Source organism: Haliea atlantica, assembly GCF_054779855.1.
Genome location: NZ_BAAGXL010000005.1, coordinates 192,116 through 214,187, shown reverse-complemented (window position 1 = coordinate 214,187; position 22,072 = coordinate 192,116). Strand labels below are relative to the sequence as shown.

The window sequence follows — 22,072 nt, the reverse complement described above, 5'->3', positions numbered from 1 at the left end:
TGGAAGCCTGATGCCGGACTGTGCCGGCGCAGCGCACCCTTACTGCAACTCGGGCAGGTCCCGGTACAAGTCCAGGGCCTCGGGGTTGGCCAGGGCGTCGGTGTTCTTTACCGGCTCGCCGTGCACTACGTTGCGTACCGCCAGCTCCACGATCTTGCCGCTCAAGGTGCGTGGAATATCCGCCACCTGGAGGATCTTCGCCGGCACATGTCGCGGCGTGGTATTGCGGCGAATCTGCTCGCGGATGCGCTGGCGCAGGGCATCGTCCAGTACCACGCCCTCGCGCAGCACCACGAACAGCACCACGCGGACATCGTCCTGCCACTGCTGGCCGATGACGATGCTCTCCAGCACCTCCTCGACCTGCTCTACCTGGCGGTAAATCTCCGCCGTGCCGATGCGCACCCCGCCCGGGTTGAGCACCGCATCGGAGCGCCCGTGAATGATGAAGCCGCCATGGGCAGTGATTTCGCCATAGTCCCCGTGGGCCCATACGCCCGGGAAACGGTCGAAGTAGGCCTCGTGGAAACGCTGCCCCTCGGGGTCGTTCCAGAAGCCCAGGGGACAGCTGGGAAAAGGCGCGGTGCAGACCAGTTCGCCCTTCTCCTCCACTACCGACTGCCCCGCCTCGTTCCAGATGGAGACCGCCATGCCCAGACCCGGGGCCTGGATCTCCCCCTGCCACACCGGCAGGGTCACCGAGCCACCGACGAAGCAGGAGAGAATATCCGTACCACCGGAGATGCTGGACAGGCAGACATCCGCCTTCACCGCTTCGTAGACCCAGGCAAAGCTCTCGTGGGAGAGGGGCGAACCGGTGGAGAGAATGGTCTTCAGACTGTCCAGACGGTGGCTCTGCCGGGGCACAATACCGGTCTTTTCCAGGGCGGCAAGAAATTTGGCACTGGTGCCAAAGACCGTGATCCCCTCGCGATCGATGGCATCCAGCAGCAATCGCCCCTTGCGGGCGAAGGGCGAGCCATCGTAAAGCACCAGGGTGGCACCGCTGGCCAGGCCGCTGGCCAACCAGTTCCACATCATCCAGCCGCAGGTGGTGAAATAGAAAAACACATCCTCCGGGCCGATGTCGCACATCAGCTGATGTTCTTTGAGATGCTGCAGCAGCGTGCCGCCGGCGCCGTGGACGATGCACTTGGGTACCCCCGTGGTGCCGGAAGAATACATCACGTAGAGGGGGTGATCGAAGGGCAGCCGGGCAAAGTCGATCCCGGTGGCCGCCGTGTCGGTGTAGTCGTCGAATAGCAGCGCTCCGGGCAGCCCCGACAGATCGGGGGCCTGGGACAGCACCGGCACCACCACCAGCTGTTCCACGCTGTCAATTTCCGCCAGAATCCCCCGCGCCCGGGCCAGGGAGTCGATGGCCTTGCCGTTGTAGTAGTAGCCATCGGCGCAGAACAGCACCCGGGGCTGTATCTGCCCGAATCGATCCAGCACGCCGTTGATACCAAAATCGGGGGAGCAGGAGGACCACACCGCACCCAGGCTGGCGGCAGCGAGCATGGCAATGACCGTCTCCGGCACGTTGGGCAGGAAACCGGCCACCCGGTCCCCCGGCTGGATGCCCACCTGGCGCAGTCGCGCCGCCAGGCCGGCGACACGCTGGTAGAGTTCTGCATGGGTGACTTCCCGGCGCTGACCGTTTTCCAGCAGGCCGATCAGGGCCACGCCCTCATCGCGCCGTCGCAACAGGTTCTCGGCGAAGTTCAGCCGCGCGTCGGGGAACCAGCGGGCGCCGGGAAAGTGCTGGCCATCCTCCAGTACGCGCTCGCCCTTGCACTCAGCGAGGACAGCACAGAAATCCCAGACGCTCGACCAGAAGGCTTCGGGGTGCTCCAGGGCCCAGGCGTGAATCGAGAAATAATCCGTGTCGGCCGCTACACCGCGACGGCTTTGTAAATGCGCCGAAAAACCCGCCAAACGGGCTTGTCGCCGGCGCGATTCCGGCGGGGACCACAGGAGCCTGGACATCGGCAGGGCGCTCCACGCAAAGACAAGACAGCACCAGAGTGCCCGCAGAAGGGGCGTTTTTCAATTGACCAGAGCCCGGCGCCGGGCACCTCCAAGCCACACTGATGGGCTTTTCTGTGCCGGGGCTCTTGTAAACCGGCCGTTTTCGGGTATTATGGCGCGCCTCGGAGGACCATAGCTCAGTTGGTTAGAGCGCTACCTTGACATGGTAGAGGTCGGCGGTTCGAATCCGCCTGGTCCTACCACCCTACCTCGCCACAAAGTAAAACTCCCCGACTTCATCCCCCGCGCGCTTGATCGCCTTGAACTCCGGATCCAGCCCCGGCAGGCTTTCATCGAGCAAATCCAGCATGCCCAGGAACAGCGCCGGCGCGGTAAGCACCGACTCGTTGTCCCGCAGAGCGCTGATAAAGGCGTCCGCAAAGACCGACACCTGGGGATTGCTTTCACTCGGCAGCGGCTGATCCTGGCCCGAGCTCAGCAACAGGCGCGACTTGTTGGGAAAGCGCAGGTCGATGTAGGCATCCGACAGCAGATTCTCCCGGCCACTGACCAGCAGGAAGGCGGGGTTGTCCGCCAGCAGGCCGGCGAAGGTGGAGTCGGTCACCACCAGGATGCGTCGGGCGGGCAGGCGGGCCAGATGGCTGCTGACCTGCTCCGTGGGCACCCAGAAGGTATCGTCCGGCGGTGGCTCGGCATTCACCGGCAGCCAATAGCCCGATTCGTAGGCCCCAGTGGCCCGGCGATTACCGTGACCGGCGTAGTAGATCAGCAGGTTGTCGTCTTCCTCCAGCACGCCGTTGAGCTGGTTGAGGGCGCGCATGACGCCGGCATCGCTGGCGTCATGCAGTACCTGGACACCGAAACCATACTTGCTCGCCAACATCCCGGCCACGCGGTCCACATCGGTCAGTGGCGTGGACAGTTGGTCCAGGTGGCGGTAGTTACTGTTGCCGATGACCAGGGCAAAATAACGCCCGAAATTGCGCCCGTCCCGGGCAACCGCCTTGCCCGGAGCCGGCACCGGCCCGCCGATGGCAATCTGCTCCGAGGCCTGCAGCGGCATCGCCGCCGCTTCGTCGTCCGCCTCATTTCCCGCGGTTCCCGCGGGCTCCCCGGCGACACTCGCCGCATCGGCGGCCCGCGCAGCCAGCTCAGCCTCGCGGCTGCGGGCCGCTTCCCGCTCCCGCGCCCGGGCTTCGCGTTCTTTCGCCCGGGCCTCGCGCTCGGCGGCCAATTGCTCCGCCAGGGTGGCCTTCTCTGCCTCCAGGGCCTGGTTCTCCTGTGCCTGGGCCACCAGTGCCGCCTTGGCATCGGACTCATAGACCAGGCTGTCGTCAGACAGCCCCCAGGCCTTGCGATACCAGTTCAGGGCCATGGCCTTGTCCTGGGGAACCCCGTTGCCGGTTTCATACAGCGTACCGAGGTTGAACTGTGCCCCCTTGTGCCCCTGCTCCGCCGCCTTGCGGTACCACAGCGCCGCTACCTGGTAGTTGGGGTCGGTGCCGAGGCCGCGCTCGAAGATCTCGCCGACGGAATTCTGCGCCTCGGCATCGCCGGCCTCCGCGGCGGGCATCCAGACCTTGAGCGCCGTCTTGTAGTCGGCGCGGTCGAAGGCGACATATTCGCCCCCCCGCACCCGGCAATCCTGGGCGGTGGTGCGCGTCGGCCGCCGGGGTGTCAGATAGGTGGAATTGCCCAGCTGACGCACCTGGCCGGGCAGCAGGCAGTCTACAATGTAGAGGTCCTGTACCCGGGCCTCCTCGGGAATGGGAATGGAACCCTCGGGGCTGGCGCAGGCCTGCAGCAGGAGCGCGGCCAAGACCGCAGACGGCGCGGCCAGCCAGTGCCGCGCGCGGCCCGGCAGGGGAAATCTGAAAACTGTGCTGATCATGGGGACGCCCGATTTTCACCTGTTATCGACATCTGAACATAGTGCATAAGCTTTGCAGGGACAACGGCCGGTGGGCGTTTTTGCTGATTGCGTCACTTCTCGCCGGCTGTGCCGCCCCGCCCGACGCTGCGAGCCTGGCCCGACACCACGCCATTCCCCTCAGCCAGGTACAGGCCGGCGGCTTCAGGCTGCCGGTTCTGGGCACACTGACGACGGCCTCCGGTGAATTGCGCGTCTACCTGCCCGGTGACGGCATCCCCTGGCGGGGACATCGGCCCGGCAAGAACCCGACCGGTCGTCGACACATGGCGCTGGAGCTACTGCTGCGGGACCCGGCGCCGGCGGTGCTGCTGGGTCGGCCCTGCTACCTGCAACGGCAGATGGACCCCGCCTGCGACCCCGACCTGTGGACAGGTGGCCGCTATTCGGAAACTGTGGTCTCCGCGCTGGATGCCGGCTTGCAGCAGCTGGTCGAGCGAAGCGGAGCGCAGTCGCTGCTACTGGTCGGCTATAGCGGCGGCGGCACCCTGGCGACCCTGCTGGCGGCGCGACAGCGGTTGCCCACCACCGTGGTCACCATCGCCGCCAATCTGGATACCGCGGCCTGGACCCGATACCACCGGCACCTGCCGCTAAGTGCCTCGCTGAACCCGGCCAGGGAAACTGACTCCGAGGCGCCCTTGCACCGGGTTCACCTCCATGGCGACCGGGACAAGGTCGTGCCGCTGGACACTCTGGACGCCTACCGCAAGCACCACCCCGACGCGGGCTGGCTAATACAGGCCGGGTTCGACCACCGCTGCTGCTGGGTGGAGGCCTGGCCCGAACTTCTCGAAACTGCCCGGGAAGTCAGGGCGGACCGGCCGGATCCTCGAGCGCCGCCCGGAGCGACTCACGCGCGGCCTTGAGCCGGGGGTGGCTCTCCAGGTATTCGTTTTCCGCCGCATAGTCGTCCATCAGCTGGAGCAGGTAGTCCTGCTGCCGCCCGGCCTGCATCGTGGGTGCCACTTGCGCCAGGTAATCCACCAGCTGATCCAGGCCCGCCTTCGCCTCGGGGTTGCGCGGGTGCAACTCCCAAGCCTGGGTATAGTAGCGGGCGGCGCCATCCCAGTCCTGGATCTGCGCCGACTGCTGGCCGCGGGAAATCAGCTCGCTGAACTGCGTCTGCACCACCGGCGGCAGTTCCTCGAAGGGGACCGCCGGCCCCTCGGGCTGGGCCGCCTGCCAGGCAAAATAGCCGGCCACCAGCGCCAGCACCACGACTGCGGCGGAGAGTATGCGGTTGCGCCGCGAGGTCCCGGAAAACTCCTTGATGAACTGGGCTGCGGAAGCGGTCCGCTGCTCCCGCTCGAGTTCAATGGCGCGGGCAATCGCCTTCCACTCGTGCCGCTTCAGCCCCTTGACCGGCGTCGCTTTCAAGCCCTTGGCCAGGGCGTCCTCGGCCGTGCGCCCACCGTAGGGATGGTGGCCGGTATACAACTGGTAGGCCATCAGGCCCAGGGCGTAGACATCGTCGGAGGGATGCGGCTGGTTGTCACGGCGCAGCATCTCCAGGGAGGCATAGCGCAGAGTCATGGCACCCAGTTCACCGGCGTCGAAGTGATCCTTTTCCAGCGCCGTATCCATGATTCGGGCGATACCAAAGTCGAGGATCTTGACCCGACCCTGGGTGGTCACGAAGACATTGTCGGGCTTGAAGTCGGAGTGCACCATGCCCTGCTCGTGGGCGTAGGCAAGGCCACTGGCCATCTGCAGGATCAGGTCGCGCACCTCGGGCTTCCTGCCCTCGGCGTAGTCGACCTTTTCCCAACTGCCCAGTGGCGCCCCCTGCAAGAGCTCCATGGTCATGTAGACCCGGTCGCCGTCGCGGTCGAAATCGTAGACCGTGACCACATTGGGGTGCGCCATCTGCTGGGACTTCTTGGCTTCCCGCTGCAGGCTGATCAGTGCCTTGGGGTGACGGGCAAACTCTTCCCCCAGGAACTTGATCGCCACCCAGGGATTGTCGTCGCGGGCCTCTTCCTTGCGCAGGTCGCGCGCCTTGTAGACCTGCCCCATGCCGCCCTTCCCGAGGCGCGCCTCGAGCACGAAGCGATCCTTGATGACATTGCTCGAATGGGGTGCGTAGGCGCGGCCGGTCAGCGGCGAGACCCCGGCATGGGTGGCCGCCTCGGTGGCACGGTCGGTGACCGCACGGGTGGGCATGTCGGCGGCAGTGTGCAGGCCGGGGGCCGGTGTCCCGGTATCTTCCGCGCCGCCCGCGGCGTCGAGCACCTGGGTGGGCGCTTCCCGGGCCGCCCTCTCGGCTGCGCTGATATCGCTAGCGCCCGTGCCGTCATCGGGGCTCGCGACATCGGGGGCCCGGGCGTCAGGCGCGCTCGGCGCGACCACGGTGGGCGCATCCGCACCACCGCCCGCAGCAGGCTCTGGAGCGTCGCCGGTCAGTAGAGTCTGATCCTCCGCCGGGCTCTCGTCCTCTTCGACCAGGACCGTGGGGGCTTCACTGTCGTCCACCAGGACGGTGCGATCGTCATCGACCGATGCGCGCTCCTCCTGTTTCTTTTCGACCTCGTCTTCTTTACCGGTCATGCGTCCCCCGGACCCTGGCATGTTCACAGAGCTCTATCCTAACCTGCCCGAAGGGAATTACGACAACTATCAGGCGATGACAGCATCACCTGTGAGGCGTCGCACAAAACTGGCGGCCCGCAAACCCACTGCTATACTTTTCCCCGAGGGATTGACCGGGAGTATTAAAATAATGAAGCGGCACTTCTTTATCTGTAACGATCTGGACGAGCTCGAGACCGTGGAGCGGGACCTGGAGGCAGCCGGTGTCACCACCCCCCAGATTCACGTGCTCAGCGAAGACGACGCCGGGGTCAAGGCACATCAGCTGAACGAGGTGGAAGCCGTACTGCGCAAGGACGTCGTCCACGGAACGGAGCGGGGCGCAGTCATCGGTGTTGTGGGCGCCGCACTGGTGCTGCTGCTCGCCTGGTCGACGGGCATTTCCGACACCATTACCTGGATACCGCCCATCTTCCTGGCGATTGTGGTGCTCGGCTTCTGCACCTGGGAGGGCGGCCTGATCGGGATCCAGGAACCCCACTCGGACTTCCAGCGTTTCCAGGATGACCTCCGCGAAGGCAAACACGTGCTGTTTGTCGATGTGTGGCGCGAACAGGAAAACATCCTGCGCGAGGTGGTGAAGTCTCACCCCAAACTGGAGGCCGCCGGAGAAGGTCCCGCGGCACCCGGCTGGTTCCTGGGTGTACGCAACCGCTTCGACCGGTTCATGAAGACTGCGCCCTGATCGACCCGACCCGATAACAATAATGACGACAGTCGTGGCGACCACTCCGCAAGCCGGGGGTCGCCACCCCGGGAGGCAACATGAAGCTGGTGATTGCCCTGGTACTGCTGGTACTCGGTTCACTCCTGTTCCACTGGTGGAGCCCCTGGTGGTTCACCCCGCTGGCATCCAACTGGGGCACGGTGGATACCACCGTCGATATCACGCTCTATATCACCGGCTTCGTCTTCGTCGCCGTCAACCTGTTCCTCGCCTGGAGTATCTACCGCTACCGACACAAGCCCGGCCAGAAGGCCGACTACGAACCCGAGAACCGCTCGCTGGAAACCTGGCTGACCGCCATCACCGCGGTCGGCGTGATCGCCATGCTGGCGCCGGGCCTGGTGGTCTGGGCCGACTTCATCAAGGTTCCCGAGGACGCGGAGGAGATCGAAGTCCTCGGGGAGCAGTGGCGCTGGAGTTATCGACTGCCGGGTGAGGACGGCACCCTGGGCAAGGTCGATGCACGCTTCATTTCCCAGGCGAACCCTTTTGGACTCGACCCGAATGACCCGGCTGCGGCCGACGACCTCCTGATTCGCGACGATGACCTGCACCTGCCGGCGGGACGCCCGGTCAAGGTGCTGTTGCGCTCCCGCGACGTACTGCACAACTTCGCCGTACCCCAGTTCCGGGTCAAGATGGACATGATCCCCGGCACCGTGAGCTACGTGTGGTTCACGCCGACCCGGGAGGGACGCTTCGACATCATGTGCATGGAGCTGTGTGGTATCGCCCACTACGCCATGCGCGGGGCCGTGGTGGTGGAAGATGCCGACACCCACCGCGACTGGCTGGCCCAGCAATCCAGCTGGAGCGACGTCCAGGGGATCCCCGCGGGCGACCTCGCGGCCGGTGAAACGGCCTACGCGCCCTGCAGTGCCTGCCACGGGGATCGCGGGCAGGGCAACCCGGCAATGAACGGCCCGGCCCTGGCCGGCCTGCCGGGCTGGTATATCCAGCGGCAACTGGAGCACTACCGACAGGGTGTGCGCGGCGCCCACCAGGAAGACACCCTGGGACAGCAGATGGCACCGATGGCCGGCGTGCTCGCCGGTCCCCAGGCGGTGCGCGATGTCTCCGCCTGGCTGGCCAGCCTGCCCGTTCCGGAGCCCGAAACCACGGTAGAGGGCAACCCTCAGCGCGGCGCGGCCCACTACAACAGCTGCGGCGCCTGTCACGGCGCGCGCGCCCAGGGCAACGCCGCCCTGCAGGCACCGCGCCTCGCCGACCAGCACGACTGGTATCTGCGCCGGCAGCTGGCGAACTTTCGCAATGGCATACGCGGCTATCACGAGGATGACCGCCACGGCAAGCAGATGATCCTGATGGCGCGCGCCCTGCAGCGCGAGCAGTCCATCGACGACCTGCTGGCCTACCTGAATACCCTGTGATTCTCGTCCCGGAGGGATAACCGGCATGCAACATACCGCCATCGCAGACCAGCCCGCCGAGCTGCACGATCCACACAGCTTTGTCACCAGATACATCTGGAGCCAGGACCACAAGGTCATCGCCATCCAGTACGGCATCACGGCAATCTTCGTCGGCCTGGTGGCCCTGGTGCTTTCCGGGCTGATGCGGCTGCAGCTGGGCTTTCCCGACACCTTCGACTTCATCGACCCCAGTGCCTACCTGCAGTTCGTCACCATGCACGGCATGATCATGGTTATCTACCTGCTCACGGCCCTGCTGCTCGGGGGCTTTGGCAACTACCTGATCCCGCTGATGATCGGCGCCAGGGACATGGTCTTCCCCTACCTCAATATGCTCAGCTTCTGGACCTACCTGCTCTCGGTCATTGTGCTGTTGGCCAGTTTCTTCGTGCCCGGGGGGCCGACCGGCGCCGGCTGGACCCTGTACCCGCCCCAGGCCATCCTGCAGGGCACCCCGGGCTACGACTTGGGCATCATCCTGATGCTGATTTCCCTGGCTATTTTCATCGTCGCCTTCACCATGGGCGGCCTCAACTACGTCACCACCATCCTGCAGGCGCGCACCCGGGGCATGACCCTGATGCGCATGCCCCTGACCATCTGGGGCATCTTCACCGCCACCGTACTGGGCCTGCTGGCCTTTCCCGCCCTGCTGGTCAGCGCCATCATGATGCTGCTGGACAAGGTGATCGGCACCAGTTTCTTCATGCCCGCGCTGGTGTCCCTGGGTGAATCCATGGACTACACCGGCGGCAGCCCGATCCTGTTCCAGCACCTGTTCTGGTTCTTCGGTCACCCCGAGGTCTACATCGTCGCCCTGCCCGCCTTTGGCATGGTCTCCGACGTGATCGCCACCCACGCACGCAAGAACATCTTTGGCTATCGCATGATGGTCTGGGCCATCGTCGCCATCGGTGGTCTCAGTTTCTTCGTCTGGGCGCACCACATGTACGTCAGCGGCATGCACCCCGCCTTCGGTTTCTTCTTCGCCACCACCACCCTGATCATCGCCGTGCCCACGGCCATCAAGGTCTACAACTGGGTCTTGACCCTGTGGCGGGGCAACATCCACCTCACTGTGCCCATGCTGTTTGCCATCGGCTTCATTTTTACCTTTACCCACGGCGGCCTGACTGGCCTGTTCCTGGGCAATGTCACCATCGACCTGCCCCTGTCGGACACCTATTTCGTGGTCGCCCACTTCCACATGGTCATGGGCGTGTCACCGATCATGGTGCTGTTTGCCGCCATCTACCACTGGTTCCCGCTGATTTCCGGTCGCAAGCTCCACGAGGGCCTGGGCAAGGCGCACTTCTGGTTCACCTTCCTCGGCACCTACGCGGTCTACCTGCCCATGCACTACCTGGGCTTTCTGGGCGTGCCCCGGCGCTACTTCGCCATGGGCGGCAGCGACTTCATCCCCGCATCCGCCGAGACGCTGAATGCCAATATCACCATCGCCGCACTGATCGTCGGGCTGAGTCAGCTGATCTTCCTCTACAACGTGGTGCGCACGCTGCGCCGCGGCGAACCGGCCGGACACAACCCCTGGGGCGCCACCAGCCTGGAGTGGCAGACACCCGATGTGCCGCCGAAACACGGCAACTGGGGGCCGGAACTGCCCAGTGTCCACCGCTGGGCCTATGACTTCAGCGTCCCCGGCGCCGAGAAAGACTTCATTCCACAGAACCAGCCTGAGAAGGCGGGAGGGACAGGCACATGAGTGTATTCAGGACCCTCGGGGAAAAACCCTGGCTGACACCCTCGGGCCACGATGCCGTGCTGACGCCGGTGGACCCGGCCGCCGCCTCGCGCACCGCTCTGCGCTTCATCATGGCGATCGTGGGGGTGCTCTTCTTCCTGTTCATCATCACCTTCCTGTCGCGCTCGCAGTACCCCGACTTCCAGGCGCTCGCGGGCCAGCCCTGGCAGCCCTTCACCGATGCCAGCCGCCTGTGGGTCAACACCGGGCTGCTGGCACTGGCCAGTGTGGCCTTGCAACTGGGCCTGCTAGGTGCCCGCCGCGATCGGCTGAACCTCGCAGTGGCAGGTATCAGTGCCGGTGTGTTCTTCTCCATCGCCTTCCTGGTCGCACAGATGGAGCTCTGGCGCTACCTGCAGTCCCTCGGCTATTACATGACCGGCAACCCCGCTAACAGCTACTTCTACCTGCTGACGGCGGTACACGGGCTGCATGTCATGGGCGGCCTGATCGTGCTGGCGAATGTGGTCTTCCGGGTCTGGTACGACGACAGTGTTGCCACCCTGAGCCAGCCGCTGGGGCTGTGCACGCAGTACTGGCACTTCCTCTTTGCCGTCTGGCTGGTGCTGTTCGCACTGCTGACCAGCCGCGCGGAGACCATCAATACACTCGCCGCACTGTGCGGTTTCTGAGGGCAGCATCATGGACGCCGGAAAGATCAGTAGCAGCGACTACGAACAGCCCGGGGTGAAGGGCATGGTGGCCGACTGGGCGGCCGACAGGCAGACCTTCGACATGCCCTGGGGCAAGGCGATGATGTGGATCTTCCTGCTCTCGGACACCTTCATATTCAGTATTTTCCTGACCGGCTACATGAAAGTGCGCATGGCGGCAACCGAGGCCTGGCCGCCGGTGAGTGAAGTGTTCGCCCTGACCATCGGCGGCGTCTACATGCCGTTGCTGCTGATTGCGATCATGACCTTCGTGCTGATCACCAGCTCCGGCACCATGGCCATGGCGGTTAACTACGCCTATCGGGGCGACCGTCGGCGCACCGTGATGCTGATCGCCGCCACGGCAGTGCTCGGCGCCAGCTTCGTGGGCATGCAGGCCTTCGAGTGGAGCAAACTGATTTCCGAGGGCGTGCGCCCCTGGGCCAACCCCTGGGGCGCCGAGCAGTTCGGCGCCGCCTTCTTCATGATTACCGGTTTCCACGGCCTGCACGTGAGCGCCGGCGTAATCTACCTGGCGATCGTCGCGCGCAAGGTCGCCCGCGGCGACTACGAGAAAAAGGGTTATGCCATCGTCGAGATCGCCGGCCTGTACTGGCACTTCGTCGACCTGGTCTGGGTCTTCATCTTCGCATTCTTCTATCTCTGGTAGCGGAGGTCACCGCCATGACAAGCGATACCGGACAACAACACCCCATCGGCATCTACCTGAAGATCTGGCTGCTGCTGTTTGTGCTCAGTTTCTTCTCCTACCTGGTGGACTATTTCCACCTCGAGGGCATGCTGCGCTGGTCGCTGATCCTGACCTTCATGTTCCTCAAGGCAGGCCTGATCATCGCCATTTTCATGCACCTGATGTGGGAGCGCCTGTCGCTGCAGTACGTCCTGCTGCTGCCACTGCTTGCGATAGTGGCCCTGATCGCCCTGATGGCCATTGAAGCCGACCACACCTTCCTGATGCGGATGCAGTTTCTCGCCACCTGAGGAGGTCGACCATGTCGGTGACGCCACGGCGGCGCATGCTGCTCGGCTTCGCGCTCGCCAATGCCTGCATTATCCTGGTCGCCGCACTGCTGTGGTGGTGGCGGCCGCTGCCACCGCCGCAGATCCAGGGCGTGCTGCTGCCCGAGTCGCGCCCCCTGCAGGCCTTCACGCTCCTGGACACCGCCGGGAACGAGGTCGGCCGCGACAGCCTGCGGGGCCAGTGGACACTGGTGACCTACGGCTTTACCACCTGTCCCGATGTCTGCCCCGCCACCCTCGCGGAACTGATGCGCTTCCGCAGCCGAATCCCGCTCACTTATGACGAGGACCTGGACATTCTCTTCTACAGTGTCGACTACCGCCGGGACACGCCGGAAGCCCTGCGCCGCTATCTGGATTTCTTCGATGAGCGCCTGCGCGGACTGACTGCCTCCTCCCGGCACCTGGCGGGCCAGCGGGCCTTTGAACGCAGTCTGGGCATCCTGGCGGAACTCGAGCCTGCGTCACCGGGGGGTCTGGACAGCGGTGATTACCAGGTGCTCCACGGCGTGACCCTGTTGCTGCTGAACCCCGCTGGGGAGCTGCAGGCGGTGTTCGAGCCCGACCCGGCAGGGGCGGGGCTGCCCTCCTTCGATGTGGACACCCTGGCAGCGGACTATGTCGCCCTGCGCGATTACCTGTCCGCCCGATCCGGCACACCCCTGTCCGGTTGAGCGTGCAGCCCGCCACATCCGCCCTACCCCGAAACCGCTCAATCACGCTACACTCGCGCCAGCCATACAAAACCGGCCAGCAACTGCCCAAGGAGACACGCCATGTTCGAGAATGAGCACCCCGCCCGCCGCGCCGCCCTGCTGTCCCGCGAATACGTGCACAGCAAGAACCGCGAAGGCTGGCTGGGCCTGTACGCAGAGGACGCCATCATCGAAGACCCCATCGGCGTTTCGCACATCGACCCGGTCGGCAAGGGCCACCGCGGCCCCGCGGCCCGCGAGGCCTTCTGGGAGAATTTCATTGCCCCGGCGGATATTCGTATCGAGATCCTGGAATCCTTCGCCGCCGGCAATGAAGTCGCCAACCTGGTGAACCTCACCGTGACCGCTGACGCCGGTCCCGGCAAGCAGGTGGTACAGAAGATTCACGGGGTATTCACCTACCACGTCAATGACGAAGGCAAGCTGCTCTCCCTGCGCGGCTACTGGGAAACCGACGCGCCCTACAACACCCTGGAAGAAATCGACGTCGCGTGAGCATGAAACCACTCACAGTCGGCCTGCTGGGTGGCGGCTCCTGGGGAACCACAGTTGCGGCGCTGCTTTCCCGCAACGCACAGGTGACCCTGTGGGCGCGCAACCCGGACACCGTGCGGGAAATCAACCAGCAACATACCAACGAGACCTACCTCCCCGGCGCGCGGCTGCCGGAGCGCCTGCTGGCGAGCAGCGACATCGCCGCCACCGCGGCCAGTGCCGACGTGCTGGTGGTGGGCGTACCCTCACAGAACTTTCGCGCAGTCCTCGAGGATGCCCGCGAACACATCCGCCCCTGGGTGCCGGTCATCAGCCTCACCAAGGGGCTGGAGCTGGACACGCGTCTGCGCATGACCGAGATCATCAACGAGGTCCTGCCCGGGCATCCGGTCGGCGTCCTCACCGGCCCGAACCTGGCCCGGGAGATCATGGCCGGGCAGGCGGCGGCGACCGTGCTGGCGATGCAGGACGCGATTATCCTGGGCGAATTGCAGGGCCTGTTTTCCAGTGGTCTGTTCCGCGTCTATACCAACACCGACGTCATCGGCTGCGAGCTGGGCGGGGTACTGAAAAACATCATCGCCATCGCCGTGGGCATGGGCGATGGCATGGGCGCCGGCGACAACACCCGCGCCGCACTGATCACCCGCGGGCTGGCGGAGATTACCCGCCTGGGCGTCGCCATGGGCGGCCAGGCGGAGACCTTCGCCGGCCTGGCCGGCATGGGGGACATGATCGCCACCTGCACCAGCCCCCAGAGTCGCAACCGCCACGTCGGCATGGAACTCGGGCGCGGCCGTACGCTAGAGGAGATCAGCGCCGAGATGTACATGGTCGCCGAAGGTGCAAAGAGCGCCCCCGCCGTGCTCGCCCTGGCGGAAGCGCACGGCGTGGAAATGCCGATGACCAGCGACGTCTACCGCGTCCTGACCGGCGAAACCACGGCGCAGCGGATCTTTCGCGGCCTGCTGCGGGTCTCCGCGGGCGCCGAATCGGAGCCCGGCTGAGGACTGGCCTCCCCCCGCTTCCCTGGGGCACAATGGCAGCAGCCTGTCATACGGATTGTTGCCCATGCCCGCGCGCCTGCTGCTTTGCCTGACCCTGCTGCTGACCAGCTCCCTTTCCCTGGCGGCAGACAGCCGCTTCCAGGGCCTGCGCGGCGACCCGGGCCTGCGCTCCGCGTCCGCGCTGGTACTGGACCGCGAGGGACGCGTGATTTACAGCAAGGATACCGACAGCGTCCGGCCCATCGCGTCGATTACCAAGCTGATGACTGCCATGGTGATCCTGGATGCCGGGCTCGACCTGGAAGAGAAGATCACAGTCACCCGGGAAGACCGCGACCTGATCCGTCTCACCGGTTCGCGACTGGACTACGGCGCTACGCTGACCCGGCGCGAAATGCTTCTGCTGGCCCTGATGTCCTCCGAGAACCGCGCCGCCCACGCCCTCGGCCGCACCTACCCCGGGGGCCTGAAGGCCTTTGTACAGGCGATGAATCTCAAGGCGGAAGCCCTGGGCATGCGCAACAGCCAGTTCGCCGACCCCGCGGGTCTCCACGGTGACAACCTGTCCACCGCCAGGGACCTGGCCCTCATGGTCCGCGCTGCCGAAGCTTACCCGCTGATCACCGAGGCCAGCACCACCCAGGGGGTCGCCGTACGTCCCTGGTCCAATCGCGGCCCACTGAACTACGCCAACACCAATCGCCTGCTGAAGAACGCGCAGTGGCACATCGCGTTGAGCAAGACCGGCTATCTGGACGAGGCCGGGCGCTGCCTGGTCATGCGCGCGACCATCCAGGGAGAGCCGGTATCCATCATTCTGCTCAACTCCTTTGGCAAGCTGACACCCTTCGGTGACTCCAACCGCCTGCGCAAGTGGTTGTTGAGCAGCAGCGGAAACCTGGCCCAGCGCTGAGACGGGGCGAGCCCGCCAATCCGGCTGGCGAAAGCGCGCGTAGGCCCCAGAGAGAGGAGAACACGCCATGCTTAAACGACGCCAGTTTGTTCAACTCAGCGCGGCATTGTCCGCACTGCCTGCCGTGACCTTTGGCGGCACCGATCCCGAACAGGGAGTGATCACCCGGCCCATCCCGAGCAGTGGAGAAGCGATTCCCGTGATCGGCATGGGCACCTCGCAAACCTTCGATGTGCCGCGCTCGAGCGAAGCCCTGCAACAGCTGGCCGCGGTTCTCGAAGCCTTCTTCGCGGGCGGCGGTGAGGTCATCGACTCGTCGCCCATGTACGGCGAGGCGGAATCCCGGGTCGGGGACATCCTGCGCGAACTGCAGCCGCGACCGCCGGTGTTTGCCGCCACCAAGGTCTGGACCGAAGGGCGCGAGGCAGGCATCGACCAGATGCAGGCCTCGGCCCGGCGCATGGCCGTCGAGCGCTTCGACCTGATTGCCGTGCACAACCTCACCGACTGGCGCACCCAGCTGGCGACTCTCAAGGCCTGGAAGGCCGAGGGCAAGGTCCGCTACATTGGCATCACCACGTCCCACGGGCGTTTTCACGATGACCTGTTGGAGATCATGCGCCGGGAGCCGCTGGATTTCGTGCAGTTCACCTACAACATCGCCAACCGCACCGCCGAGAAGGCCCTGCTGCCACTGGCAGCGGATCGCGGTATCGCGACCATGATCAACCGTCCCTACCAGCGCGGCGAGCTCTTTGCCCGGGCCGGTGACAAGCCCCTGCCCGGCATCGCCCGTGAGCTGGGTTGCGACAGCTGGGGGCAGTTCTTCCTCAAGTTCATCGTCGGCCACCCCGCGGTGACCAATGTCATTCCGGCCACCTCGAAAGTCCACCACATGCGGGACAATATGGGCGCCAATCGCGGGGCAGTGCCAGACGCGCGCCAGCGACAGGCCATGCTCGAGGCCTGGGACGCGCTGTAACCCCATGGCGGAGCCGAGCCCGGGCCTGATTCAGCGCGCCCTGAATGCCGCCTGCGAGGTGCGGCCACGGGAACTGCGCGCAACCCTGGCCTCCTTCAGCCTGGTACTGGTGTTGATGGGCGCCTACTACATCCTGCGCCCCGTACGCGACGCCATGGCCAGCGACTGGAGCGATGCCCGGGTCAGCCTGCTGTGGAGCCTGACCTTTCTGCTCAGCCTGGCCGCGGTGAGTCTCTACGGCGCGGCCATCTCCCGCATCCACCTGCGCCACCTGGTGCCAGCGGTCTACGCTTTCTTTGCCGGCAGCTTCGCCCTGTTCTGGCTGACCAGCCAGCACCTCGGCGGCAGCGACCTGGTTAACCAGGCCTTCTACGTCTGGATCAGCGTCTTCAGTCTCTTCCACATTTCCGTGTTCTGGACCTTCATGGCCGATATCTGGCGCAAGCCGCAGGCGACGCGGCTGTTCGGCTTTATCGGCGCGGGCGCGAGTGTCGGCGCCATGCTCGGGCCAGGGCTGACCACCCTCCTCGCCGTCAGGCTGGGACCCGAGGCGCTGTTGCTCCTGGGTGCCACACTGCTGCTGGCTACGCTGCCCCTGGTCTACTGGCTGCAATACCTCAAAGACCGCGAGCTCACGGCGGACACAGCGCCACAAACACCCCCGGCGGACATCCTGGCGGGCAACCCTTTGGCGGGCTTCAGTCTGTTCCTGCGCAGTCGCTACCTGCTGGGCATTGCCCTGTTCATCTTTCTCTACACCGCGATCAGCTCCTTCGTCTATTTCGAGCTGAAAAACCTGCTGGAAGCCCACGACATGGCGGCGCGCACCCGTATCTGGGCGATCATGGACTTGGCGGTCAACAGCCTGACCCTGCTGGTCGCCACCTTCGCCACCGGGCGCATCGCCACACGGCTCGGGCTGCCCTTCACCCTCGCCTGCGTTCCCGTCTTCCTCGCCGCCGGCCTGCTGGTGCTGGCCGCGCTGCCCCTGCTGAGTCTCGTGGTGCTGATCCAGATCGTCCGCCGCGCCGGCAACTACGCCATTTCCCGCCCGGGGCGCGAGATGCTGTTTACCGCCGTGGACACCGAAACCCGCTACCGCGCGAAACCCGTGATCGATATTGTGGTCTATCGGGGTGGAGACATGCTCAACGCCTGGCTGTTTACTGGCCTGACCCAGATCGCGGGTCTCGGTATGGGTGCAATGGCAGGTATCGGCGCGGGAATTGCCGGCCTGTGGGCACTCACGGGTATCTGGCTGGGACGGCGCTTCCATCAGGACAATCTGGAAAGCCGCCCCGAGGGGTACAATACCGAGCTAAATAGTTGAGCCAGCGCGCACTGGCTTGCTGCCCAGCGGGCCGTGGCGGACACTGCGGGGCCCCGGGCAGCTATACTGCGCGCATTCTTTGACCAAGGGAGGCCTGAGATATGGCAACAGCAGCAGATTACAACCTGGGGCCGAACACCTTCCCCCGGGGCTGGTTTATCGTCGCCGAGAGCACCGAGCTGGACAAGGGGCCGATGGCGGTTCGCTTCTTCGGCCGCGACCTGGCCCTGTATCGCGGCGAGAGCGGCAAACCGGTCCTTCTGGATGCCTACTGCGCGCACATGGGCACGCACCTGACCGCCAGCACCAGCGCCATGATCGTCAAGAACGGCGAACAGATCGAAGGCGATTCCATTCGCTGCCCCTATCACGGCTGGCGCTACAGCTGCGAAGGCGATGTGGACGACATCCCCTACTCCGACGGCCCCTACCCGAAATCCGCGTCGATCCGCAGCTACCCGGTTGTCGACAGCATGGGTTGTGTCATGGCCTGGTTCGACCCCGACGGCCGCGAGCCGGAATATGAGGCCCCCTTCCTCAAGCAGTGGGACGACCCCCAGTGGGTACGCTGGGAGCTGGACCACCTGGGTGAGCTGGCTATCCACCCCCAGGAAATCCTCGACAACATGTCCGACGTGCGCCACCTGGGCCCCACCCACGGGCAGCCCTGCGAGTATTTCTCCAACGAATTCCGCGACCACATCATCATCCAGCGCCAGGGCGGGGAAATGCAGCTCTACAATGCCAAGCTGCAGACCACCACCTGGTACACCGGCCCGGGTGTCCTGCTGTCCAAGCAGATCTTCGGCGAAGCCGAGATGTTCGAGCTGATTGCCAACACCCCGGTGGATGACGGCGTGGTCAAGTGCTGGCACGCGGTGCTCTACAAAGGTCAGCAAAACCCCGCCAACCACGGCGACAAGGCCGCACAGATCCAGGCCCAGGCAGGTGCACTGGAGGCCTTCGCGGCCGACTTCAACGTATGGAAACACAAGCGCCCCGCGATCAAGGTCATGCAGTTGAAAACCGATGGTCCTTTCCGCGCCGGCCGCAAGTGGTACTCCCAGTTCTACGCCACCCCCGAAGAGGCGGCGAAGATCCGCGAGGAAGTCAACGGCGTGCTGCTCACCGAGGGCATGACCAAGCCGGAAGACGCCGGTCACAATATCGACAACGACCTGCCTTTCTGAGTCGTTTCCGGCGGGTGACCGGCAAAGCCGCCACCCGCCACCTCCCGACTTGCTGCAGCTGCAGCCGAATGCTCTAGAATAGGGTACTGATCGGATCCGGGAGCCCGCCGTGCAAAAACTCTGCCTGCTGTTGATCACCGCGACCCTGGTTGTCGCCTGCGCCACCAGCCCGACCGGGCGCCGCCAGCTGATGCTGGTCTCTCCTGAAGCCGCCATCGTCCAGTCGCGCACAGCCTACCTGAACACCGTGTCCGAGCTGGGTGAGGCCGACAAACTGGCGGACGACCCCCGCCTGGCCAGCCGCGTGGCCACCATCACCGGGCGCGTGGTGAGCGCCGCCATCGAGCGCTATCCCCACACCGCCGATTGGAACTGGAGTGTCGCCCTGGTCGACGACGACGAGACCGTCAATGCCTGGTGCATGGCCGGGGGCCGCATGGCCGTCTACACCGGCCTGTTCGAAAAGCTGAAGCTGACCGACGCTGAATTCGCCCAGATCATGGGCCACGAGATCGCCCACGCCCTGGCCAATCACACCGCGGAGCGCATGTCCCGGGCTATGGCGACGACCCTCGGCGTGGTCGCCGTCGGCAGTGCCTCCGACAACCCCAACCTGGCCATGGGTGGCGCCGCCCTGGCGGCCAAACTGGCCCTGGAGCTGCCCAACAGCCGTACTGCCGAATCCGAGGCGGACGAGATCGGTCTGCAGCTGGCAACCCTGGCGGGCTTTGATCCCGATGCCGCAGTCAGCCTGTGGGAGAAAATGGGAAGTGTGGGTGGCGACCAGCGCCCCCCCGAGTTCCTGAGTACACACCCGGCCCCTGAGAATCGCCAGGAGCGCCTGCTCAACATGATTCCTCAGGCCCGCCAGCTCAACCCCCGTGGCCAGCCGACCCACGTTCACCCGGTGGATATCGTCAGCGCCAGCAACCCGGCGCGCTAGAGAGAAGCCCGACCGGCGCGGCAAGTCCCCCTCAGGGCCCCACCACCGGCCGGATCAGCAGCTCCACCCGCCGGTTGCTGCGGCGACCCGCCTCGGTGCTGTTTTCCGCCAGGGGGCGGGACGCCCCATAGCCCACTGCCACCAGCCGCGCAGGGGGCACGGCGCGCCCGGCCAGGAAGCGGGCCACTGATAACGCCCTTTGCTCGGAGAGCGTCTGGTTATAGCCGGGGTCGCCCTGGGTATCACTGTGACCCTCGATCACGACCTGGGTCTTGCGATACTCGGCGAGCACCTCCGCCACCCGCTCCAGCAGGGCTTTGGCGCCGGGCGACAGGCTGGCACTGCCACTGGCAAAGGTCATGTGCCCCGGCAACAGCAAGCGCAAATCGTTCTGCTCGCGACTCGGCGCCGATGCCTCACCGGGCAGGCGCAGGCGCAGGCTGGCCAGCAGGACGTCCATGTAGTACCCGACTTCGTCAACGGCAAGCGCCTCGTCGGGGCGCGCCAGCAACGCTGCCATCCCGGCGCCTATGGCAGTCTCGCCGCGGGCGATGCTGAGCGGCGCCGTGGCCTGCCGGCGCGACGCATCCTCGGCACTGCCCACCGAACGGGGAGCCGGCGACTCACGCTTGAAATCAGGGAGGCTGCACGCCGACAGCAGGGTGGCTGCCACCAGCCAGGTGGACGCAAGCCCGACCCGGCGACGAAAAGCGGAAAAATGACGCGGCACACACAGCTCCTGAAAGCGATCAGTGGCCCATTCTAGCGCCCGCCGGAAGCGCCGAGAAGCGTTACTGCTCAGGGGCGATGACGCAGGAAGTCCTCCAGCTCACGGATACCCAGTGGCTTGCTGAAATAGAAGCCCTGGGCGAAGTGCACGCCACGGCCACGCAGCCACTCCATCTGCTGGCGGGATTCCACCCCCTCGGCAACCATGTCCAGTCCCAGGGAGCGGGCCATGTCCACGACATGCTCGATCACAGCGCTGGTCACCGCGGGTGTGTCAATGGTATCGACGAAGGCCTTGTCGATCTTGAGGATATCCAGCTCGAAGCTCTGCAGATAGGAGAGGCTGGAGTAGCCGGTGCCAAAATCGTCAATGGCCAGGGGGTGTCCCTGTTGCCTGAGCTGCACCAGGCGACGCCGGGTGATATCGGTATCCAGCAAGGCCCGCTCGGTCAGCTCCAGCTTGATCGCTCGCGCGGGCAAGTGATGAGCCTGCAGCCCCGCCTGCAGGGCATTGAACAGGCGGTCGGTCTCGAGGTCCTGGGGCGACAGGTTCAGGTTGATACTGAATCCGTCCTGCCCGGCAATCAGCTCCCGGGTTTCCTCCAGGACACGCTCCAGTACCGCCAGGGTGAGGTCGGTAATAAAGCCCCCTTCCTCGGCCATGGGCACGAAGATGTCCGGGCTGACCAGTTCACCGTCCTCTCGGCACCAGCGCACCAGCGCCTCGGCGCCGACACAGTTGCCGCTATGCAGGTCGATGATGGGCTGGTACTGCACCAGGATCTCGCGGCGATCAATGGCATTGCGCAGCTCCCCCGCCAGGCTGAGGTGTCGGCGGGAGACGTGCAGTATCAGCAGCACCCAGAGCGCAACCAGCAGCAGCGCCAGCAGACCGGCGGCAATCAGCGTGGGCAGATAGCGCTCGTAGAACTGGCTCAGTGGCTGCACCGCCACCACGTCTATCGGGAAGAGTGTGCCGAGGGAGAAACGCGCTGTCAGTTGCCCCCGAGCGCGATCCACCCGCAAACCCGGCGGCAGGTCGCTGAGCGGTGGAAGCTCGGCGTTTTCCGGCGTGCTGGCCATCAGCAGGCCCTCGACCCAGAGCCCTGCACGCTGCTCCTCCAGAAGCCCGGCATTCAGCAGCAGTTGCGGGTCCATGGCGATGTCGTGGTTGCCGAAGCGCATGAGAAACAACGGCCGCCCCCCGACCTGGGTACTCTCCGAAGGCCACCAGGCAATCACGCCGTTGTCATAGATCCGGCTCGCCTGCGGCGGACGCAGGGCGGCACCCTCGGCGAAGCCAGTGCCACAAAGACGCTCGGCCGCCTGCCAGTAGCCCACGGCCCGAACCCAGGGCCGGGAAAAGGTGACCGCCTGCATTGCCTGCAGGTGGTCCGACTGGCAGCGGGGCGCGCTGCTCTCGTTGAGTCGCTGCAGGAAGGAGCGGGCGTCAATGATCGCCCCCTCGGTGTGTTCACCCAGGCGCTGCGCGAGGGCGCGCAGACGCTCCTCCTCGGCCACCACGGACTCGCGCCAGAGGAACCAGCCGAGCAGTCCCACCAGCGCGACAATACCGAGCAGGCTGCCTGCCAGCAGAGTCACCATCAAGGTATCGCGGCGTGTCAGTGCCACAGTGA

Annotated in this window: 20 protein-coding genes and 1 tRNA gene; 16 read left to right on the top strand and 5 right to left on the bottom strand. The window is 65.3% G+C overall.

Annotated features, from left to right (window positions below):
* Positions 1–39 precede the first annotated feature (39 nt).
* Positions 40–1,989 carry an acetoacetate--CoA ligase gene (locus ACYVGS_RS06245; protein ID WP_460587805.1) on the bottom strand — a complete coding sequence of 650 codons (1,950 nt, stop codon included), beginning with the start codon at positions 1,987–1,989 and terminating at the stop codon, positions 40–42.
* Between the two features lie 168 nt (positions 1,990–2,157).
* Here ACYVGS_RS06245 and ACYVGS_RS06240 point away from each other — a divergent pair.
* Positions 2,158–2,234, top strand: a tRNA-Val gene (locus tag ACYVGS_RS06240).
* 2 nt (positions 2,235–2,236) lie between these two features.
* Here the strand turns inward: ACYVGS_RS06240 and ACYVGS_RS06235 are convergent.
* Positions 2,237–3,883 (bottom strand): caspase family protein, encoded by a 1,647-nt coding sequence (locus tag ACYVGS_RS06235; RefSeq protein ID WP_460587804.1) that lies wholly within the window; start codon positions 3,881–3,883, stop codon positions 2,237–2,239.
* An 80-nt stretch (positions 3,884–3,963) separates the two neighbouring features.
* Between ACYVGS_RS06235 and ACYVGS_RS06230 the strand changes: the two genes are divergently transcribed.
* Entirely contained in the window at positions 3,964–4,791 is an 828-nt protein-coding gene (locus ACYVGS_RS06230; RefSeq protein ID WP_460587803.1) for an alpha/beta fold hydrolase, read from the top strand.
* On the opposite strand, the gene ACYVGS_RS06225 is transcribed toward ACYVGS_RS06230, so the two are convergent.
* A complete protein-coding gene (locus tag ACYVGS_RS06225) occupies positions 4,733–6,472 on the bottom strand; it encodes a serine/threonine-protein kinase (RefSeq protein WP_460587802.1) in 1,740 nt (579 codons plus the stop codon). The two genes, ACYVGS_RS06230 and ACYVGS_RS06225, sit on opposite strands and share 59 nt — an antisense overlap.
* A 172-nt stretch (positions 6,473–6,644) precedes the next feature.
* Here ACYVGS_RS06225 and ACYVGS_RS06220 point away from each other — a divergent pair, with 172 nt between their 5' ends.
* The 14 genes from ACYVGS_RS06220 (at position 6,645) to ACYVGS_RS06155 (ending at position 19,706) form a co-directional block, all read left to right on the top strand.
* Positions 6,645–7,199 carry an NAD/FAD-utilizing enzyme gene (locus ACYVGS_RS06220; protein WP_460587801.1) on the top strand — a complete coding sequence of 185 codons (555 nt, stop codon included), beginning with the start codon at positions 6,645–6,647 and terminating at the stop codon, positions 7,197–7,199.
* Between the two features lie 80 nt (positions 7,200–7,279).
* Positions 7,280–8,632 carry a c-type cytochrome gene (locus ACYVGS_RS06215; protein ID WP_460587800.1) on the top strand — a complete coding sequence of 451 codons (1,353 nt, stop codon included), beginning with the start codon at positions 7,280–7,282 and terminating at the stop codon, positions 8,630–8,632.
* A gap of 25 nt (positions 8,633–8,657) precedes the next feature.
* The gene (locus tag ACYVGS_RS06210) at positions 8,658–10,397 is read left to right on the top strand and encodes a cytochrome c oxidase subunit I (RefSeq protein ID WP_460587799.1); all 1,740 of its coding nucleotides are present in this window, start codon (positions 8,658–8,660) and stop codon (positions 10,395–10,397) included.
* Positions 10,394–11,068, top strand: a complete 675-nt coding sequence (locus ACYVGS_RS06205; RefSeq protein ID WP_460587798.1) for a cytochrome c oxidase subunit 3 family protein — start codon at positions 10,394–10,396, stop codon at positions 11,066–11,068. The genes ACYVGS_RS06210 and ACYVGS_RS06205 overlap by 4 nt, the downstream gene beginning before the upstream one ends.
* 10 nt (positions 11,069–11,078) lie before the next feature.
* Positions 11,079–11,759 (top strand): heme-copper oxidase subunit III family protein, encoded by a 681-nt coding sequence (locus ACYVGS_RS06200; protein WP_460587797.1) that lies wholly within the window; start codon positions 11,079–11,081, stop codon positions 11,757–11,759.
* Positions 11,760–11,773: 14 nt separating this feature from the next.
* The gene (locus ACYVGS_RS06195; protein WP_460587796.1) at positions 11,774–12,091 is read left to right on the top strand and encodes a cytochrome C oxidase subunit IV family protein; all 318 of its coding nucleotides are present in this window, start codon (positions 11,774–11,776) and stop codon (positions 12,089–12,091) included.
* Positions 12,092–12,102: 11 nt separating this feature from the next.
* Positions 12,103–12,804, top strand: a complete 702-nt coding sequence (locus ACYVGS_RS06190; protein WP_460587795.1) for an SCO family protein — start codon at positions 12,103–12,105, stop codon at positions 12,802–12,804.
* A 102-nt stretch (positions 12,805–12,906) separates the two neighbouring features.
* Positions 12,907–13,341 carry a nuclear transport factor 2 family protein gene (locus tag ACYVGS_RS06185; RefSeq protein WP_460587794.1) on the top strand — a complete coding sequence of 145 codons (435 nt, stop codon included), beginning with the start codon at positions 12,907–12,909 and terminating at the stop codon, positions 13,339–13,341.
* Between the two features lie 2 nt (positions 13,342–13,343).
* Positions 13,344–14,348: an NAD(P)H-dependent glycerol-3-phosphate dehydrogenase gene (locus ACYVGS_RS06180; RefSeq protein ID WP_460587793.1), complete on the top strand. Its 1,005-nt coding sequence runs from the start codon at positions 13,344–13,346 to the stop codon at positions 14,346–14,348.
* Positions 14,349–14,412: 64 nt separating this feature from the next.
* Positions 14,413–15,261 carry a serine hydrolase family protein gene (gene pbpG / locus ACYVGS_RS06175; protein WP_460587792.1) on the top strand — a complete coding sequence of 283 codons (849 nt, stop codon included), beginning with the start codon at positions 14,413–14,415 and terminating at the stop codon, positions 15,259–15,261.
* A 67-nt stretch (positions 15,262–15,328) separates the two neighbouring features.
* The gene (locus tag ACYVGS_RS06170) at positions 15,329–16,243 is read left to right on the top strand and encodes an aldo/keto reductase (protein ID WP_460587791.1); all 915 of its coding nucleotides are present in this window, start codon (positions 15,329–15,331) and stop codon (positions 16,241–16,243) included.
* A gap of 4 nt (positions 16,244–16,247) precedes the next feature.
* Positions 16,248–17,573, top strand: coding sequence for an NTP/NDP exchange transporter (locus ACYVGS_RS06165; protein ID WP_460587790.1), 1,326 nt, complete (start codon positions 16,248–16,250; stop codon positions 17,571–17,573).
* 101 nt (positions 17,574–17,674) lie between these two features.
* The gene (locus ACYVGS_RS06160; RefSeq protein WP_460587789.1) at positions 17,675–18,763 is read left to right on the top strand and encodes a Rieske 2Fe-2S domain-containing protein; all 1,089 of its coding nucleotides are present in this window, start codon (positions 17,675–17,677) and stop codon (positions 18,761–18,763) included.
* Between the two features lie 109 nt (positions 18,764–18,872).
* Positions 18,873–19,706, top strand: coding sequence for a M48 family metallopeptidase (locus tag ACYVGS_RS06155; protein WP_460587788.1), 834 nt, complete (start codon positions 18,873–18,875; stop codon positions 19,704–19,706).
* Between the two features lie 31 nt (positions 19,707–19,737).
* Here ACYVGS_RS06155 and ACYVGS_RS06150 read toward each other — a convergent pair whose 3' ends face one another.
* Together ACYVGS_RS06150 and ACYVGS_RS06145 are read right to left on the bottom strand one after the other, a co-directional pair.
* Entirely contained in the window at positions 19,738–20,436 is a 699-nt protein-coding gene (locus tag ACYVGS_RS06150; RefSeq protein WP_460587787.1) for an OmpA family protein, read from the bottom strand.
* A 68-nt stretch (positions 20,437–20,504) separates the two neighbouring features.
* Entirely contained in the window at positions 20,505–22,067 is a 1,563-nt protein-coding gene (locus ACYVGS_RS06145; protein ID WP_460587786.1) for an EAL domain-containing protein, read from the bottom strand.
* Positions 22,068–22,072: the final 5 nt, after the last annotated feature.

Bases quoted from the DNA above. Each gene is read 5' to 3' on its own strand.
- ACYVGS_RS06210 (WP_460587799.1), top strand. From the start codon at position 8,658: ATGCAACATACCGCCATCGCAGACCAGCCCGCCGAGCTGCACGATCCA.
- ACYVGS_RS06180 (WP_460587793.1), top strand. From the start codon at position 13,344: ATGAAACCACTCACAGTCGGCCTGCTGGGTGGCGGCTCCTGGGGAACC.
- pbpG (WP_460587792.1), top strand. From the start codon at position 14,413: ATGCCCGCGCGCCTGCTGCTTTGCCTGACCCTGCTGCTGACCAGCTCC.
- ACYVGS_RS06220 (WP_460587801.1), top strand. From the start codon at position 6,645: ATGAAGCGGCACTTCTTTATCTGTAACGATCTGGACGAGCTCGAGACC.
- ACYVGS_RS06185 (WP_460587794.1), top strand. From the start codon at position 12,907: ATGTTCGAGAATGAGCACCCCGCCCGCCGCGCCGCCCTGCTGTCCCGC.
- ACYVGS_RS06170 (WP_460587791.1), top strand. From the start codon at position 15,329: ATGCTTAAACGACGCCAGTTTGTTCAACTCAGCGCGGCATTGTCCGCA.
- ACYVGS_RS06245 (WP_460587805.1), bottom strand. From the start codon at position 1,989: ATGTCCAGGCTCCTGTGGTCCCCGCCGGAATCGCGCCGGCGACAAGCC.
- ACYVGS_RS06205 (WP_460587798.1), top strand. From the start codon at position 10,394: ATGAGTGTATTCAGGACCCTCGGGGAAAAACCCTGGCTGACACCCTCG.
- ACYVGS_RS06215 (WP_460587800.1), top strand. From the start codon at position 7,280: ATGAAGCTGGTGATTGCCCTGGTACTGCTGGTACTCGGTTCACTCCTG.
- ACYVGS_RS06235 (WP_460587804.1), bottom strand. From the start codon at position 3,883: ATGATCAGCACAGTTTTCAGATTTCCCCTGCCGGGCCGCGCGCGGCAC.
- ACYVGS_RS06165 (WP_460587790.1), top strand. From the start codon at position 16,248: ATGGCGGAGCCGAGCCCGGGCCTGATTCAGCGCGCCCTGAATGCCGCC.
- ACYVGS_RS06160 (WP_460587789.1), top strand. From the start codon at position 17,675: ATGGCAACAGCAGCAGATTACAACCTGGGGCCGAACACCTTCCCCCGG.
- ACYVGS_RS06190 (WP_460587795.1), top strand. From the start codon at position 12,103: ATGTCGGTGACGCCACGGCGGCGCATGCTGCTCGGCTTCGCGCTCGCC.
- ACYVGS_RS06195 (WP_460587796.1), top strand. From the start codon at position 11,774: ATGACAAGCGATACCGGACAACAACACCCCATCGGCATCTACCTGAAG.
- ACYVGS_RS06225 (WP_460587802.1), bottom strand. From the start codon at position 6,472: ATGACCGGTAAAGAAGACGAGGTCGAAAAGAAACAGGAGGAGCGCGCA.
- ACYVGS_RS06200 (WP_460587797.1), top strand. From the start codon at position 11,079: ATGGACGCCGGAAAGATCAGTAGCAGCGACTACGAACAGCCCGGGGTG.